The 16,461-nt window shown below is 58.2% G+C and carries 13 protein-coding genes and 1 pseudogene; 8 read left to right on the top strand and 6 right to left on the bottom strand.

Annotation, left to right across the window (positions count from 1 at the left end):
* The first annotated feature begins 60 nt into the window (after positions 1–60).
* A complete protein-coding gene (locus ASC96_RS03650) occupies positions 61–960 on the top strand; it encodes a LysR family transcriptional regulator (protein WP_060501520.1) in 900 nt (299 codons plus the stop codon).
* Between the two features lie 329 nt (positions 961–1,289).
* On the opposite strand, the gene ASC96_RS03645 is transcribed toward ASC96_RS03650, so the two are convergent.
* The 3 genes from ASC96_RS03645 to ASC96_RS03635 all read right to left on the bottom strand — a co-directional run bounded on the left by ASC96_RS03645 (position 1,290) and on the right by ASC96_RS03635 (position 6,724).
* Positions 1,290–2,879 (bottom strand): EAL domain-containing protein, encoded by a 1,590-nt coding sequence (locus ASC96_RS03645; RefSeq protein WP_060501518.1) that lies wholly within the window; start codon positions 2,877–2,879, stop codon positions 1,290–1,292.
* Between the two features lie 343 nt (positions 2,880–3,222).
* Positions 3,223–5,178 carry a hybrid sensor histidine kinase/response regulator gene (locus tag ASC96_RS03640; RefSeq protein ID WP_244481837.1) on the bottom strand — a complete coding sequence of 652 codons (1,956 nt, stop codon included), beginning with the start codon at positions 5,176–5,178 and terminating at the stop codon, positions 3,223–3,225.
* Between the two features lie 49 nt (positions 5,179–5,227).
* Positions 5,228–6,724 carry an ATPase domain-containing protein gene (locus ASC96_RS03635; protein ID WP_060501513.1) on the bottom strand — a complete coding sequence of 499 codons (1,497 nt, stop codon included), beginning with the start codon at positions 6,722–6,724 and terminating at the stop codon, positions 5,228–5,230.
* 413 nt (positions 6,725–7,137) lie between these two features.
* Between ASC96_RS03635 and ASC96_RS34345 the strand changes: the two genes are divergently transcribed.
* A complete protein-coding gene (locus ASC96_RS34345) occupies positions 7,138–7,404 on the top strand; it encodes a DUF2256 domain-containing protein (protein ID WP_348270787.1) in 267 nt (88 codons plus the stop codon).
* Here the strand turns inward: ASC96_RS34345 and ASC96_RS31470 are convergent.
* From ASC96_RS31470 to ASC96_RS03625, 3 genes and pseudogenes are all read right to left on the bottom strand, one after another.
* Positions 7,364–7,465 (bottom strand): annotated as a pseudogene (locus ASC96_RS31470) (type II toxin-antitoxin system RelE/ParE family toxin); the annotation flags it as partial. The gene ASC96_RS34345 and the pseudogene ASC96_RS31470 sit on opposite strands and share 41 nt — an antisense overlap.
* Before the next feature lie 111 nt (positions 7,466–7,576).
* The gene (locus ASC96_RS03630) at positions 7,577–8,662 is read right to left on the bottom strand and encodes a PAS domain S-box protein (protein ID WP_060501511.1); all 1,086 of its coding nucleotides are present in this window, start codon (positions 8,660–8,662) and stop codon (positions 7,577–7,579) included.
* 452 nt (positions 8,663–9,114) lie between these two features.
* Positions 9,115–10,014, bottom strand: coding sequence for a LysR family transcriptional regulator (locus ASC96_RS03625; RefSeq protein ID WP_060501510.1), 900 nt, complete (start codon positions 10,012–10,014; stop codon positions 9,115–9,117).
* Positions 10,015–10,134: 120 nt separating this feature from the next.
* Between ASC96_RS03625 and ASC96_RS03620 the strand changes: the two genes are divergently transcribed.
* The 6 genes from ASC96_RS03620 to ASC96_RS03595 all read left to right on the top strand — a co-directional run bounded on the left by ASC96_RS03620 (position 10,135) and on the right by ASC96_RS03595 (position 16,418).
* Positions 10,135–11,067 carry a VOC family protein gene (locus ASC96_RS03620; protein ID WP_060501509.1) on the top strand — a complete coding sequence of 311 codons (933 nt, stop codon included), beginning with the start codon at positions 10,135–10,137 and terminating at the stop codon, positions 11,065–11,067.
* A 95-nt stretch (positions 11,068–11,162) separates the two neighbouring features.
* A complete protein-coding gene (locus ASC96_RS03615) occupies positions 11,163–11,852 on the top strand; it encodes a hydrolase (protein WP_060501506.1) in 690 nt (229 codons plus the stop codon).
* A gap of 69 nt (positions 11,853–11,921) precedes the next feature.
* Positions 11,922–12,212, top strand: coding sequence for a XapX domain-containing protein (locus tag ASC96_RS03610; protein WP_060501504.1), 291 nt, complete (start codon positions 11,922–11,924; stop codon positions 12,210–12,212).
* The gene (locus ASC96_RS03605) at positions 12,212–14,194 is read left to right on the top strand and encodes an amidohydrolase (RefSeq protein WP_060501502.1); all 1,983 of its coding nucleotides are present in this window, start codon (positions 12,212–12,214) and stop codon (positions 14,192–14,194) included. The genes ASC96_RS03610 and ASC96_RS03605 overlap by 1 nt, the downstream gene beginning before the upstream one ends.
* Positions 14,195–14,376: 182 nt before the next feature.
* Entirely contained in the window at positions 14,377–14,820 is a 444-nt protein-coding gene (locus ASC96_RS03600; RefSeq protein WP_060501500.1) for a DoxX family protein, read from the top strand.
* Positions 14,817–16,418, top strand: a complete 1,602-nt coding sequence (locus ASC96_RS03595) for an MFS transporter (RefSeq protein ID WP_060501498.1) — start codon at positions 14,817–14,819, stop codon at positions 16,416–16,418. Before ASC96_RS03600 ends, ASC96_RS03595 begins: the two co-directional genes overlap by 4 nt.
* Positions 16,419–16,461: the final 43 nt, after the last annotated feature.

The raw sequence follows: 16,461 nt of genomic DNA, 5'->3' as shown, positions 1-16,461 counted from the left end.
CGATGGATATATGCGTTGGTGAAACATACTCTTGCAAATTTGAAATGAAGTTGGCCAGAATTGGACTGGAACCTCGTCAAAGTGTTTCTCGCGGTTTGCGAAACGGGCTCTCAGGTTCGCGCCGCCAAGCTTACCGGACTGAGCCATGCGACGGTCTTCCGGCACATTGCCCTGCTTGAAGGACAGATGGGCACGCGTTTGTTCGATCGTGTCAAAGGCCGGTTTGTGTTGACAGACGCTGGCAATGAAATGCGGGAGATTGGTCTTGGTATCGCCCGCTCTTTCGAGGCGATCGACCGGCGTGTAAACGGCAGGGACGGAAATGCCGAGGGCATTGTCCGCCTTACCGCGCCACGCAGTTTTGCCGACACCGTGTTGCCGCGTTATCTGATGAATTTCAGCGAGGCGCATCCCAACGTTCGGGTGGAACTTCTGGTTTCAAATCAGGAAATGAACATGTCCGACCGGGGTGCGGACGTCGCTCTACGAGTCGCCCATAATCCGCCTGACCATCTTTGGGGGCGGCGTGTTCTCGATATCGATTGGGCTGTCTACGCGGCTCCCTCCTACCTCGATACCGCTGCACGGCTGGATGGCCCACCCGACCTTTCAAACCATAAATTGGCCGCACCGGCAGGACAATTGCTGCGTCATCCGGCTTTTCGTGACGTGTTGAACAGTGACCCGCCTGTGACGGCGATCTCATGCGATGATCTCACCGCCATGGCGCGTCTGGCAGCGGAGGGCTGCGGTGTTGCGCTCTTGCCGGACGATTTGCGCCGTTCAGACCTGAAGCGGTGTTTTACCTATCACACGGCACCCGCGAACACGCTCTGGGTGCTCACCCATCCAGACCTTCGAGGCATACATAGAATATCGCTACTGATGGGATTTCTTGCCAAAGAGTTCGCTCGAGATCCCTACTGGAGGCGGACGGCTGAAAATCTCAGCGGCGAATAATAGATCTTCAAGTTCACTGCAAAACGGTCGTTTAGCCGCGCTCCACCGAATTTCGCTTTCAGAGTCCAATCATGAAGCCTGACTGCTGGAATGACGGTGCAAAGCTGCCATCGCCTTGAAGGGATCCGAACCTTCGACCTGTCGTTCAGCGGCTTATATTTTCCAATCCGGCCAATTGCCTGCTTTGCCGAACGGCCGGTAAGGAGCCGTTAGCCGCCTGTCCTCTTTTGGAGTGCAGCAGATGAAACCTGTCATCCCAAGGCGGTGTTTCAATCCTCTTCCAGATGCTCGTTTCTGGCAAGCACTCGGGCATCTATAGGACAGTCAGGTTACCGCGCAACTTGTATAATCTCCGGAGCTTCGCCGCTGGTTGTCTTCGAGTTGCGATGGTAGGCTATAAACTCATCCGCCGGCAGGGGCTTTGAAAACAGCCATCCCTGACCGAAATCAACGCCATGCTCGGTGAGATAATCCGCCTGCAACTGGCTCTCCACGCCTTCCGCCACCAAGAAAAGGCCGAGCGACTTTGCCATCTGGATGATGTGTAAGATGACGGTGCTGGTTGCGGTGTTGCGGCCAATCGTATCGATGAATGACTTGTCGATCTTCAGCGCATCTAGCGGCAGCCCCTGCAAATACTGTAGGCTTGAGTATCCCGTGCCAAAATCATCGATGGCAACCGAATGCCCCATATCACGTGCCTGCTTCAGGGTAACGCGTGCCGCCTCCACATTGACGAAGCCCCGTTCCGTCGCCTCAAGCCAGATCTGCTCCTTCCGGATTCCTGTCGCTTTGAGACATTCATCAATGACTTCAACGGCGCGTCCGGTCTCTACGTCCTCGGCACACAGATTGATCGCGATGTGCAAGGTGCGGTCTTTTGCAAGTATCACATTCAAGTCGGCAACCACGGCCGCGACGACCTGATCGGTGATCGGCTTAATCAGTCCGGTTTCCTCGGCGAGTGGAATGAACAGGTCGGGCCGTACGAGCGAGCCATCCGGTCGCTTCCAGCGAACCAGCACCTCCGCGCCGATGCATATGCCCGTCTCCAGCTCGACGATCGGCTGGTAGTAGACGATGAACTCCTTGTTGCGGACTGCAATCTCAAGCTCCGCATGGGGAGAGAGGCGTTTCCGCGACAGCCAGATGACGACGCCGACGATAAAAAGCGCGATGAAGGTGCCGACCGGCAGAAATACTGCGAGTTCATCGGTGATCTTCGATCTGAGGCCTGATCTCGAACGGGTCACGACCGCAGTCATGTCTTCCTGTTTGGCCGTGACGAAAAGGTATTCTTCCCCCATCCCACGGCCAGCCGTCGCAAGATGCAGGTTTGCGAATGGCAGATCCGGACCGTTTAGGCTGCTGAGCAGCTTATCTCCGTCTGCGTAAAGGGCGACAGAAATGTCGTTAGCCACAATGTCGGTGAATCGGCTCGGCAGTACGAGAGCATTGTGTTTCCCCTGATAGAGGGCCGTCACCTCGCTCCCCCGGCTGGCAATTGGCCGAAGGCGCATAGTCACGTCCATCCCGTCCTTCGTGACGTAGTCGCCGGGCTGCTTGTGGATCTGCTGCGCAATCTCTCCCCAGGATGTGCACTTCAGCATGCCGCCGTCGAAGAAGCCGATCTCCTCGATGGACGAGATGCTCATCGTCAGCGCTCGCATCTGTTCGATATGCTGCAGTGAACAGCTTTCGAAGCCGGAGACTTCGATGGCATCCAACACCTTCTTCGCGTCCTGGAAGGTGGTCGTCGCGCGAAGCAACGCTCTGCGCGCAAAAGTGTCCAGTTCGTCGAGTTCTTTTGCGGTCGCGATCTGACGCGACATCCAGGCCATTCCGGCGACCGGAAGAACGGCGCCGATAAAGGCCAACAGGATACCCAAGGAAATCACCCGCCAACGCCGCGACAGCATGCAAACTTCTCCTGATTGACTTCCAAAAACGTTCAGAAAGAAAGCCGGGCCAATGATGCGCCTCGCCGGATTATACATCCGATAGCTGCCGAATTTGCTAACGACGCCACCGACATTGGTTCAGTGAACCTACAAGATCTTGACTGGAATCGAACCATCAACATACGCCACTTCCACCCTAAATGCTTGAACCTACTCGAACATCGGCAACGATGGCGGGCGCTGCGCTGGAACTAATGGACTGCCCTTGTCTCAGCGTTTCGCAATGGTCAAGCTTCCCCGCGCAGCCGCACGGGTGTAGGCCAGCACTCGCTGTCGCGAGAACTCCTGCTTCGGTCTGCTCTCAAGACAGAATGCGAGCGATTTCCCGTTCCAACTGTTCTTGTGTATAGGGCTTCCCCAACCGGGGTAGATCCATTTCCGTACCTGCCGGCAGTTCCGCGTAACCTGTTGCGACCAGGATCGGCAGGGTCGGACGCAATTCGCGTGCGGCCTTTGCCAGTTGGGCACCGTTCATGCCTGGCATCGAGAAATCCGTAATCAGGAGATCGATGGCCGGTTCGCTCCTGATTATTTCCAGGGCCTGTTGCCCCGAACTTGCCTCCCGCACGCGATGGCCCAGGTCCTCCAACATGTCGACGGAACTCATCGCAATCAAAGCGTCATCGTCGACCAGCAGGATCGTTGCTGGACCTCGCTGCTTTTTGATGACTATGTCTGACATAGGTGCTTGACGGCGAGCCTCTGTGGTCGCCGGAAGCCAGAGTTCGGCTAACGTGCCCTCACCTACCTTGCTGGTAAGTGTCAGCGCACCGTTGAGCTGGACCGCCAGGCCATGAATCATCGACAAGCCCAGCCCTGTACCCTTGCCAAGTTCTTTCGTGGAAAAAAACGGATCGATCGCGCGCTGGATCGTTTCATCATCCATACCCGACCCGTTGTCCCTAACCGCGAGGCACAAGTAAGTGCCACGAGCGAGCCCGTCAGCTGGTATTACACCTACCTCGGCGCGGACGCTTATGAACACTTTGCCGCTCTCCGGCATGGCGTCACGCGCGTTGACCACGAGGTTGAGAAGAGCCAGTTCGATCTGGTTACCGTCGACCAGAACCAGAGGCAGGCCGTTAGCGACCTTCGTGGTGATCTCGACAGAAGAGCCGACCGACCTTGCGAGTAGTTCTTTCATGTTGGCAACGAGTTCGGACAAATCTGTGGGCTCAACTTCAAGATCCTGCCGGCGTGCGAACGCTAAAAGTCTCTGGGTCAGGGACGCGCCGCGTCGGGCGCCTTGAAGCGCTCCGTCAATCAGACGTGCCAGTCTCGGGTCGTGAGCTACATGCTTCTTGGCGAGATCCAGGTTGCCAAGCACTGCCATCAGCAGATTGTTGAAGTCGTGTGCAACCCCGCCCGTCAACTGACCGATCGCCTCGAGCTTCTGCGACTGCAGCAGTTTACGCTCGGTGTCCTCTCTCTGCGCAATTTCGGCCTTTAGTGCCTCTGTCCGCTCTTCAACCCGCCGTTCCAGCGTCTCGTTCATCGAGCGAAGTGCCGCCTCGGCATGCTTGCGGGGCGTTATGTCAGATCCAACCCCGATCAGACGGACGGGCTCACCTAGCTGGTTAAGTATAAGACGTCCGCGAACCTCGGCCCAATGCAGGCTTTGATCGGGCCATATGACACGATATTCGGCAATGTAGTCGTCACCTACGTCCAGGCAGCGCCGAAGACCGTCTTTTCTCGCCTGCCTGTCGTCGGGATGCACTGATGCGGTCAGCTCGTCGTAAGTCAGTTCCTTGTCTGTGCAGCGTCCGAATATCTGGCGAAACTCTGGCGAGGATTCCAGCGTCCAGCTCGTAAGGTCAATGCTCCATGTACCGAGATGCCCGGCGAGCAGTGCAGTCTTGAGGATGAGCTCGCTCTCATGCAGCTCGATAATCCGGTTACGCGCTTCAAGTTGCCTCCGTCGGTTCTTGCGTGCGGATTCCACGACGCTCACAAACGTTGTCGGGTGAAACGGCCGCTCGAGAAATGAGACGTTTCCGAGCGCCTCCGCAACCCGGCTGGCCGCAGGGTTCCTTTCAGGTCCCGCACCTTTGTGGGTCAGCACGATGAAGGGAAGATCCGACCAACTTGGCTGGGCCATCACCCAAGCGTTGATCGGACCGAGATTGGCGTAGCGCAGAACTTCCTCGACCATCACGACAAACAAGACGTCTTCCCCAAGACGCGCTGCGACCGTGTCAAGGCTTGCCATTGCGAGCGACGCGATCCCGCGTTCGAGCAGCAATGAGGCTGCCACGGCACTGTCCCGACCATCGGGGGCGTAGATGAGCGCGACGCTTTCTCGGTCAAGAATTGGAACTTCCTCCCATATCGAGCATGGTTTTTTGCTCCCCGACAAAATTCGGCACTCCGCGCAGAACACCCTGGAAACCGGCAAGCGGGTCGCCGAGCATCAGGCCGTCATCTCCGATGTTATATTCGCGAATTGTTGTTTCGTGACGGCCCGTGCGTTTCTTGACGACCGATACCGCCCGGTGGACTTTGCCCCTGGCCTCGAAGTAGCGCAGCAGGATCACGCTATCGGCGAGGTAGGTGACGTCGACAGGCGATTTCATATCGCCGACGAGGCCGTGCTGCGCAACGGTCAGAAACGTGTTGGCGCCCTGCCGGTTGAGGTATTGAAGCAATTCGTGGATATGCAGGATCAGCGCATTTTCCTGCGGCATCGCCGCCTGATATCCATTGATGCTGTCGATGACGATCGTCTTGGCCTGCGCTTTGTCGACACGCTCGCGCACCCGGTGCGCGAATTCGCCGGGCGACAGCTCTGATGCATCGAGTTGCTCGATATGCAGCCTTCCGCTCTCACACATCGCCTGGACATCAATCCCGATCCCGCGCATGCGATTAAACAGAAGCCCAAGCTCTTCGTCGAAACCGAAGAAGGCAGCTTTTTCTCCGCGGGCGATCGCTGCTGCAACAAACTGCATTGTAAAAATCGTCTTGCCTGTTCCGGCTGGGCCGAGCACAAGCGTGCTCGAACCCTGCTCGATCCCGCCGCCCAACAAGGCATCGAGCTCTGCTATGCCGCTCTTGGCCTGATGACGGTCGTAGCTGGTGTAATGTTCGTTGGCGCGAAGTCGCGGGAATACCGCCACGCCACCGGTTTTGATGGTAAAATCGTGGTAGCCACCCCGGTAGGCTTGGCCGCGATATTTGACGATCCTCACCCGACGGCGCTCCGCACCGTAATCAGGCGCAAGCTCTTCCAAATGGACGACGCCGTGGACAACGCTGTGAACAGTTTTGTCAAGAACATCGGCCGTCAGGTCGTCAAGCAGCAGCACTGTGGCTCCCTGACGGGCAAAGTAGTGTTTTAAGACCAGAATCTGGCGACGGTATCGCAGGGAGCTTTGCGCAAGCAGTCTGATTTCCGAAAGGCTGTCGAGCACGACGCGTACAGGCTTGACCCGCTCGAATGCGTCAAAAATCAGCTTTGTGGTTTCGCCGAGCTCAAGATCCGAGGAATACAGGAGGCTCTGTTGGTGCTCGGCATCAAGAAGGCTTTCGGGCGGCACAAGTTCGAACACGTCAATAAGGTCGGGAATGTCCATCCCGTGCGAGCGCGCGCCCTCTCGCAGTTCCTGGTCGGTCTCCGACAAAGTTATGTACAGACCACGTTCGCCTTCGGCCGCCCCGTCGCGCAGGAACTGCAAGGCAATCGTCGTCTTTCCGGTGCCGGGGTTGCCTTCAAGAAGGAATACGTGGCCCTTTGAAAGACCTCCCCCGAGGATGTCGTCGAGCCCGGTAACGCCCGTTCTGGCCTTTGAACTTCCTACCATTTGCGTCCCCTCGATCGTCTACTCAATTTGGTGTCATACACCAGACCGATTAGATAGTTGCCGCAGTGCGCTTTGACAGGTGCTAGCCCACGCCATTTGTATATGAAGCTCTTCACAAGCTCCGCCCAGTTCAATGGACAGACTTGCCGTCGCAATTTTGCTGGCTTGCGTCTCAGCCCGCCGCAACTCAGCGCCTGGTTGCCCGGCACATAATTGAATTGCTGGCCGGTGCCCAGGGCGCATAGTGCTTGTACGGCATGCCGGTCGATTCCGGCATCCAGAACTACCGCGCGCGATGGAATTTTCGCGGAGCCCGCACCGCACGGACCACACAAGGAGCCGGCAAATCGCAAACGTGCGGCGTCATCCCTGCGGAAACTAGATGCAGGAAGAGACGGGTTTGACAGTCTGTGATGCCGGTTACTGGAAAGGTCACCCTGATGGCCGACCTGGTGAAAAAGACGGACCTCCCCACTAAAACGTGTATGTCCTGCAGCCGGCCGCTCAAATGGCGACGTAAGTGGGCAAAGACTTGGGACGAAGTGAAGTTCTGCTTTGAACGCTGTCGCCGCTCGACATTCGAACTCGCGACTAGCGTTATAATTTCGGCGAACGGATTGATTAGAAGAAATATCCCACCCAGTCTTCATGGCTGTGCCGGATACGAATCACGAATGTAGTGCCGTCCTCAATGAGGCGATACACTACTAGGTGAGCCTTGAAGGGATGGATCCTGGATGGAGAGTGGGCTGTTTGGATCTGACTTCTGCCGTCAGTCGTCGTGGCACTTGATAGTGGACTAATTCTTGCGCCGACGGCCCAATTCGCGTGGAGCGAGCATCCCTCGAGAACCTACGCTTTAGCGGGCGCTGCGAACGCGTCACGTGGCATTAAAAGCCTAATCAGCAGCCCCTCAGGCTTCCAATCTCTGGACACTTCGGCGTGGAGTGAACGGATTACCATCTCTTCCAGCCTGGTACCAAAGCCAGTATCCGTTGGTGAGGCGCTGATTGAAACCCGGCCCCTAGATTCAAGCCATAGGATTTCGAAAACTTCCGGTCGCGCATTGAGGGTGATGTCCAGTCGGCCGCCTGCCTCGGATAACGATCCATACTTGACGGCATTGGTGGCGTACTCGTGAAAAAGCAGTGCAAGGGTGGTCACCCGTTCGGCACTGACAGCGGTGTCTTCACCGTGCAGGTGCCATCGTCCACCGTCGTGCTCTTCGTATGGCGAAAGTAGGCCAGACAGAAGTTGGAACAGTGACGTCGATTTCTCTTGAAAAGCACCCTCCCCCGAAAAGCTCGGCATTGTCATCTCGTGAGCTTGCGAGAGTGCGACCAGACGGTCTTTCATCGCTGAAGCTAACTCGTTCGATGTTTGCGCAGTGCGAGCTGCGAGCGTGATAATACTGCCGGTTATGGCAAACAGGTTCTTGACCCTGTGATGCATTTCGCGGAGCAGAAGATCCTGGTGTTCAGCCGCACGCTTTCGCTCGGATATGTCCCTTGCTATCTTCGATGCACCGATGATCTTGCCGTCGCGGTTGCGTATTGGGGAAATCGTCAACGAAATGTCGAGGAGGCTGCCGTCTTTCCGACGCCGTATTGTTTCGAAATGATCGACACGTTCGCCTGCATGAATGCGGGCGAGAATGGCGGGCTCTTCCTGGAGCCTATCCTCAGGAATAAGGATGGTGATCGGCCGCCCGACGGCCTCTTCCGCGGTGTAGCCAAACAGCCGTTCAGCTCCCCGGTTCCAAGTGGTGATAATACCCTGAAGCGACTTGCTAACGATCGCATCATCGGATGATTCAACGATAGCGGCGAGGAATGGTGCGGCATCGTGCGCAGGCTGGGCAGCTCTTTGCTTTTCCTCCAGCTGCTGGAGGCGATCGGCTTCAACATTGCCGGATTGACGATTTGCACACTTACTCATTGGCGTTCACGTGCCCTAAGATATCTCGAAAAGAACTTGAACGGCGCATCTCCCCACGCATGCTCGAGAAAAGAATAACTCCTGCGATTGAGAAATAAAGCCTTTTGTCGATGCGCAGGTCGATCGGACCGTTTTCAGTGATTTGGAACGAACAAAACACAACATGTCGGCGGATCTTTAGATCATTGAGCGACAGCGCTCAGCGTGGATATCGCGAAGTTTTTCGTTGACCCGCCGCTCGACGACACACCTCCTGAAGCGCAAAAAGCTGGCCGCAAGCCCAGGCTTCATAATAGCGCCGTGTCGTCCGACACTTATTCGTTCGCCTTGAAGAGCTACGAGCTATCGGCCTCTTTGACCGCCTGCATGCTGTCTCATAAATCGGCCTCAAGGGTGTTGTGATTTTTTTGAACAACGAGCAAGAACGGCTGCGTCCGCCCCTCCTATCAGAGTCATTCAATCGCCGACAAAAACGCTGGGATTTGTTGTTCAAAGAATTTCGAGAACGACGCGATACGCGGTGGCAGTGCTTGATATGGGGGGTAGTAGAGGGTCAGCCACAGATCCGGCGGCGCCCAATCTTGCAGGACATGGACAACCCGTCCGGTCCGTAGATGCTCGGCCACATGGAATTTAGGCAACATCGCGACCCCTGCGCCATCGGCCGCCATACTCGCCAGCACCTCCCCACTGTTGGCGCTGAAAACGCGGCCCGCGGAAATCGTGGCACTGCCGTTACCATCCGACAATATCCAGGCCTCCCGCTTGCTCTCGCCGCTGTAGGCCAGGCAATCATCGGGAACAAGTTCATTCGGATGCTTCATAGCGCAGAACCGACTACCAGGCGCTGCGACGAGGATGCGGTTAACGACGCTGATCTTGCGCCAGATCGTGAACTTGTCCGAGGGGGCCGCGGAAATCCGGATTGCCAGATCATAATCGCCGTCGATGATATCAACTAACCCGTCGGCGAGTGAAATTTCGAAGCTGATCTTCGGGTAGCGCTCTCGGAATGCGGACAGGATGGGCGGCAGGACTTGCTGGCCGAACCAGGTCGGCGCGCTGATGCGCAAGCGGCCATGATCCGCCTTGTGAGTATTCATCACATCCTTACGCGCAGTGTCGATCGCCTGCACCGCCGGCTGGATCTGGGCGGCGAAGATCGCGCCGTCGGTTGTCAGCGACACCTGGCGCGTGGTCCGCACGAAGAGTTGCATACCGAGATCTTCCTCCAACGCAGCGATCGCCCGTGTGACGGCGGCCGGGGTCATGTCGAGCTCGCGTGCGACGTGCGCGAAGTTCCGCTTCTCGGCGGCCATCAGAAAGGTTCGAAGCAGCCTGTAGTCGTTCATTGATTATTTCACCCAGCACAATTCATTGACAATTATTATTGCAATTCTCTCATTGGATCAACGGGCTTAGGTTTTCAATCACACCAAACAAACCAGCGCAGCCGCAGAAGGGCCAGCATCATGATCAAGGATATCAAGGGACTGCATCACATCACATCGATGGCGTCGGATGCCCGCCAGAACAATGCCTTCTTCTCCGACACGCTTGGCTTGCGCCGCGTCAAGAAGACCGTGAATTTCGACGATCCCAACGTCTATCACCTCTATTACGGTGATGAGGCCGGTACCCCCGGCTCCGTTATGACCTACTTCCCGTTTCCCGACGTGATGCGCGGCCGTCCCGGCGTCGGCGAGGTCAGCCAGACCCAGTTCGCTGTTCCTAAGGGCTCATTATCGTTCTGGCGGGATCACCTGTCGGCGAAGGGAGCCGGCAGTCTAGGGGCGGATACTGCCTTCGGCGCTAACCGCCTGCTTTTCAAGGGACCGGACGGTGAAGAGTTTGCCCTCGTCGAAGCGGAAGACGACAATCGCAAGGCCTGGAGTGGTGCGGGCATCGACGAAAGCGTTGGTATCCGTGGCTTTACGGGAGCCAGGTTCCGCCTGCATGATACGGTCGCCACGTCCGAACTGCTCGGCTTCATGGGCTACCAGCGCGCCGAGACGGATGGTAATGTCACCCGGTTTATCATTCCCGGCGGTAATGGTGCCGATATGATCGACCTCGAAGCCCTGCCGAACACGCCTTTCGCAAGGCAAGGCGCGGGATCAGTGCACCACATCGCTTTTGCGGTTGAAAACCGTGCAAAGCAGCTCGAGGTCCGCAAGGCCCTGATGGATACGGGCTACCAGGTAACACCTGTCATCGACCGTGATTACTTTTGGGCGATCTACTTCCGCACACCCGGCGGCGTCCTGTTCGAAATCGCCACGAACGAACCCGGCTTCGACCACGACGAAGACACAGCGCACCTCGGCGAGGTGTTGAAACTGCCGGCTCGCTACGAGCCCTATCGTGACCAGATCGAAGCCGGGCTGACACCGCTCGCCGCCTGAGGTCGCTTTCCAACAATACGGCGGCATAACTTTCAAGACGTGCCGCCCTGCCTGCCCCATTACCTACCTGCAACCCAATCAAAGGAAGACACGAGATGTCCAGCAAGCTTCAGGTCCTCACCCCACAGAACAGCCAGATCATCTTCATCGACCAGCAGCCGCAGATGGCCTTTGGCGTCCAGTCGATCGACCGCCAAGTCTTGAAGAACAACGTCGTTGGTCTTGCCAAGGCTGCCAGGATCTTCAACATCCCGACCACGATCACCACCGTCGAGACCGACAGCTTCTCGGGCAACACCTTCCCCGAACTGCTCGCCGTCGTCCCCGACAACGAAATCCTTGAACGGACGTCGATGAACTCGTGGGACGACCAGAACGTCCGCGACGCGCTGGCCAAGCATGCCGCTGACGGCCGTAAGAAGGTCGTGGTCGCCGGTCTATGGACCGAGGTCTGCAACACGACCTTCGCGCTCTCTTGCATGAACGACACCGATTATGAAATCTACATGGTCGCCGATGCCTCCGGCGGCACCTCCGTCGATGCACATAGGTATGCGATGGATCGCATGGTGCAGGCCGGTGTCGTGCCCGTCACCTGGCAGCAGGTCCTTCTAGAATGGCAGCGCGACTGGGCCCGCAAGGAAACTTATGACGCCGTCACGTCGCTGGTGAAGGAGCATTCCGGCGCCTACGGCATGGGCATCGACTATGCCGTCACCCACGTCCACGGCGGCGCAGAGCGGGTCAACCATGGCAAACGGATCGGCCCCAACCCCGCGAAGTAAAATCGTCATCACTCCAGCAGCCCGCCATCTGCTGGAGTGAATTGCTTCTCTAAAAGAAGGTGATCAGCGATGAAAATCTATCTCCTGTCCCTCGGCGCCGGTCTGCTGGTCGGCGTGATCTACAGTCTGCTCAATGTCCGCTCACCCGCTCCGCCCGTGGTCGCCCTCATCGGTCTGCTTGGAATTCTCGTCGGCGAGCAGTTGGTGCCTTTGGCAAAAAGCATCTGGGCGCGCGAACCGGCCGCCATCTCGTGGCTTCACCAGGTAAAGCCGCATATGTTCGGACATCTTCCAAAGGGCGAAACAAACGTGGTGGCGGTGAGCCCACCCCGCGAACATCCAGCATCGGAGAAAAGCTGATGACCACGCGCCGCACATTCCTGGGCGCAGCATCGAGCCTCGCCTTTACGAACCTTTTTTCACCGGCCAATGCCGCCGATCCCATCAAGACCGGAGCCGCTTCCATGCACGCCGATATTGTTTTTCACAACGGGCTGATCACGACACTCGATCGCGTAAATCCGAACGCCACCGCTGTCGCCGTCAAAGACGGCCTGTTCCTTGAGGTGGGAAACGATAGTGAAGTGATGGCGCTCGCCGGACGGGATACGAAGATCATCGACCTGAAGGGCAAGCGGATGCTGCCGGGCCTGATCGACAACCACACGCACGTCGTGCGCGGCGGCCTCAACTTTAACATGGAGCTTCGCTGGGACGGCGTCCGCTCGCTGGCTGATGCGATGGACATGCTGAAGCGGCAGGTGGCGATCACGCCAGCGCCGCAATGGGTTCGCGTCGTCGGCGGCTTCACGGAACACCAGTTCACCGAGAAGCGCTTGCCGACGATCGACGAGATCAATGCGATCGCACCGGATACTCCGGTCTTCCTGCTCCATCTCTATGACCGCGCGCTGCTGAACGGTGCCGCCCTTCGCGCCGTCGGCTATACCAGAGACACGCCAAACCCTGCAGGCGGCGAGATTACCCGCGATGTCAACGGCAATCCCACGGGCCTTCTGCTCGCCAAGCCGAATGCGGGCATTCTTTACTCGACGCTGTCCAAGGGACCGAAACTTCCCTTCGAATACCAGGTCAATTCCACCCGCCACTTCATGCGCGAACTCAACCGGCTGGGCATCACCGGCGTGATCGACGCTGGCGGCGGTTTCCAGAACTATCCGGACGATTATGCGGTCATCCAGAAGCTTTCGGATGAAGACCAGCTGACAGTGCGTCTTGCCTACAATCTGTTCACGCAGAAGCCCAAGGAAGAAAAGCAGGATTTTCTAAACTGGACCCAATCGGTCAAATACAAGCAGGGGAACGATTACTTCCGGCACAACGGCGCAGGCGAAATGCTCGTCTTCTCTGCCGCTGATTTTGAGGATTTCCGTCAGCCCCGGCCCGAAATGGCGCCGGAGATGGAAGGCGAACTTGAGGAAGTGGTTCGCGTTCTCGCCGAAAACCGTTGGCCCTGGCGGATGCATGCGACCTATGACGAGACCATCTCGCGCTCGCTCGATGTCTTCGAGAAGGTCAACAAGGACATCCCGCTCGAAGGCCTCAACTGGTTCTTCGACCATGCTGAGACGATCTCCGAGCGTTCCATCGACCGGATCGCAGCGCTCGGCGGCGGTATCGCCACGCAGCACCGCATGGCCTATCAGGGTGAGTATTTTGTTGAACGCTACGGCCATGGTGTTGGCGAGGCCACGCCCCCAATCAAGCGCATGCTTGAGAAGGGCGTCAACGTCTCCGCAGGGACCGATGCGACCCGCGTCGCCTCGTACAATCCATGGGTCTCCCTTGCCTGGATGGTGACGGGAAAGACGGTCGGCGGCATGCAACTCTACCCGCGCGCCAATTGCATCGATCGCGAGACGGCTTTGCGCATGTGGACGGAAAAAGTCACATGGTTCTCCAATGAGGAGGGCAAGAAGGGCCGGATCGAGAAAGGCCAGTTCGCCGACGTCGTCGTGCCGGACAAGGATTTTTTCGCCTGCACCGAAGATGAGATCTCGTTCCTGTCCTCAGAGTTGACCATGGTTGGCGGCAAAATCGTCTACGGTGCTGGCGACTTCTCAGGTCTCGATGAGAACGACGTCCCGCCCGCCATGCCCGATTGGTCGCCGGTCCGCACGTTCGGTGGTTATGCAGCATGGGGTGAACCACAGGGAGCAGGTCTGAACTCCCTACGCCGGACGGCGATCACGACCTGCGGCTGTGCCAGCTCCTGCAACGTCCACGGCCACGACCACGCCGGCGCCTGGACGTCGAAGCTGCCGATTGCCGATCTTAAAGGTTTCTTCGGCGCGCTGGGCTGCGCCTGCTGGGCGGTGTAAATTTTCAACCTAGTCGAGGGGCAGCATCAGATCGCTGCCCCAGAGAAGACCATTGCGCACATCGCAATAGAATCGCAATTTTTGATGCAATTGTTGACGCCAATCTTTGCGGCCAAAATCGCTCCATCAGATGGAAGCAACGCCGCCGAATAGAGAAAGCGGCCAACATTGCAGGAGCCGACATGATTGATCACACACCTTCCGCGAAAGGTTGGCGCCAGCGCCTCGCCGGGATCGCCGCCGCGCCGCTCACCCGGACCCTTGCGCTGCTTGCCCTGTGCGCGGCCTATATCCAGGGACCGCTGACGAAGCTTTTCGATTTCCAGGGTGCGATCGGCGAAATGGAGCATTTCGGTCTTCATCCGGCCGCCTTCGTCGGCGTCTCCGTTATTGTGTTTGAACTGACGGCCTCCGCAATGATCGTTTCTGGTTTCCTGCGTTGGCTTGGCGCGCTGGCGCTCGCCGTCTTCACCCTTCTTGCGACGTTCATCGCATTGCGGTTCTGGGAAATGCCCTCCGGCGTGGAACGGATGATGGCGACCAACGCCTTCTTCGAGCATATCGGCCTTGCCGGTGCCTTTGTCATTGTCGCCATCATCGACCTTACCAAGGGAGCAGCCAAATGAGCGCCACGAAACCTTCAGGCGGCAGTTTCGCCCCGCTGCGCCAGTCCGTCTTTGCCGTTCTCTGGGCGGCAACAGTGCTGGGCAATACCGGCAGCTTCATGCGCGACGTCGCCAGTTCCTGGCTGATGACCGATCTTTCGGCGGCGCCCGCAGCTGTTGCCATGGTTCAGGCAGCCGGTACCCTGCCGATCTTTCTTCTGGCGATCCCGGCCGGCGTACTCTCCGATATCCTTGACCGACGCAAGTTCCTGATCGCCATCCAGCTCCTGCTCGCCAGCGTCAGCATATCGCTGATGCTCCTCTCCTATATGGGCATGCTCTCTGTCAGCGCGCTGATCGGACTAACCTTTCTGGGCGGTATCGGCGCGGCGCTGATGGGGCCGACATGGCAGGCGATCGTGCCGGAACTGGTACCGCGCGAGGACGTAAAAAGCGCGGTTGCGCTCAACTCGCTTGGTATCAACATCGCGCGCTCGATTGGCCCTGCCGCCGGTGGCCTGTTGCTCGCCGCGTTCGGCGCCGCCGTGACCTATGGTGCAGATGTTGCAAGTTACATCCTCGTCATCGCCGCACTCCTCTGGTGGCCACGCGCCAAGAACGCCGATGACGCGTTGTCCGAGAACTTCCTCGGCGCCTTTCGTGCCGGACTGCGCTACACCCGCGCCAGCAGGCCGCTTCACGTCGTGCTGCTGCGGGCAGCGATCTTCTTCGCCTTCGCCAGCGCGGTCTGGGCGCTTCTTCCGCTCGTCGCCCGGCAGCTTCTGGGCGGGGACGCAAGCTTCTACGGCCTTCTACTCGGTTCGGTTGGGGCGGGCGCCATCGGCGGAGCCCTGGTGATGCCGCGTTTGCGCCAGCGCTTCGATGCCGACGGACTGCTTCTCGGTTCGGCAGTCGTGACGGCGCTCGTCATGGCCGCACTCTCGCTTGCTCCTCCGCAATGGCTGGCAGTCGTCGTCCTACTGTTCCTCGGCGCTGCCTGGATTACCGCCCTTACCACCCTGAACGGCGCGGCTCAGGCCGTCCTGCCGAACTGGGTACGCGGTCGTGGCCTTGCCGTCTATTTAACCGTGTTCAACGGTGCGATGACGGCCGGTAGCCTTGGATGGGGGGCCATCGGTGAAGCGGCCGGCGTGCCTGGCACCCTTTTGATCGGAGCGGCCGGACTGCTGGTGGCAGGCTTTATAATGCACCGGATCAAGCTTCCGTCCGGTGAGGCCGACCTGGTGTCGTCCAACCATTGGCCCGAGCCTCTCGTTGCAGAACCGGTCGCAAACGACCGCGGCCCCGTACTCATCCTGATCGACTATCGCGTCGAGAAGCAGAATCGCGCCAAGTTCCTGCATGCTCTCGACGACATGTCCTCCGAGCGGCGGCGGGACGGAGCCTATGGCTGGGGCGTAACAGAGGACTCCGCCGATCCTGAAAAGATCACCGAGTGGTTCATGGTCGAATCCTGGGCAGAGCATCTGCGACAGCATAAGCGCGTCTCGAAAGCCGACGCCGATCTGCAGAGCAAGGTTCTGGTCCTCCACAGCGGACCTGACAAGCCTACCGTCCGGCACCTGCTGTCTATCAACAAGCCCGGAACGGCGACCTGAAACTGGAGTTCATTCAACATGACCGACCAACCCTTGCCAATCA

The sequence above is a fragment of the Rhizobium sp. Root1204 genome (genome assembly GCF_001424965.1).
Classification (GTDB): domain Bacteria; phylum Pseudomonadota; class Alphaproteobacteria; order Rhizobiales; family Rhizobiaceae; genus Pararhizobium.
The sequence above is the reverse complement of the archived record's forward strand: the minus strand, read 5'-3'. Positions and strand labels throughout refer to the sequence as shown.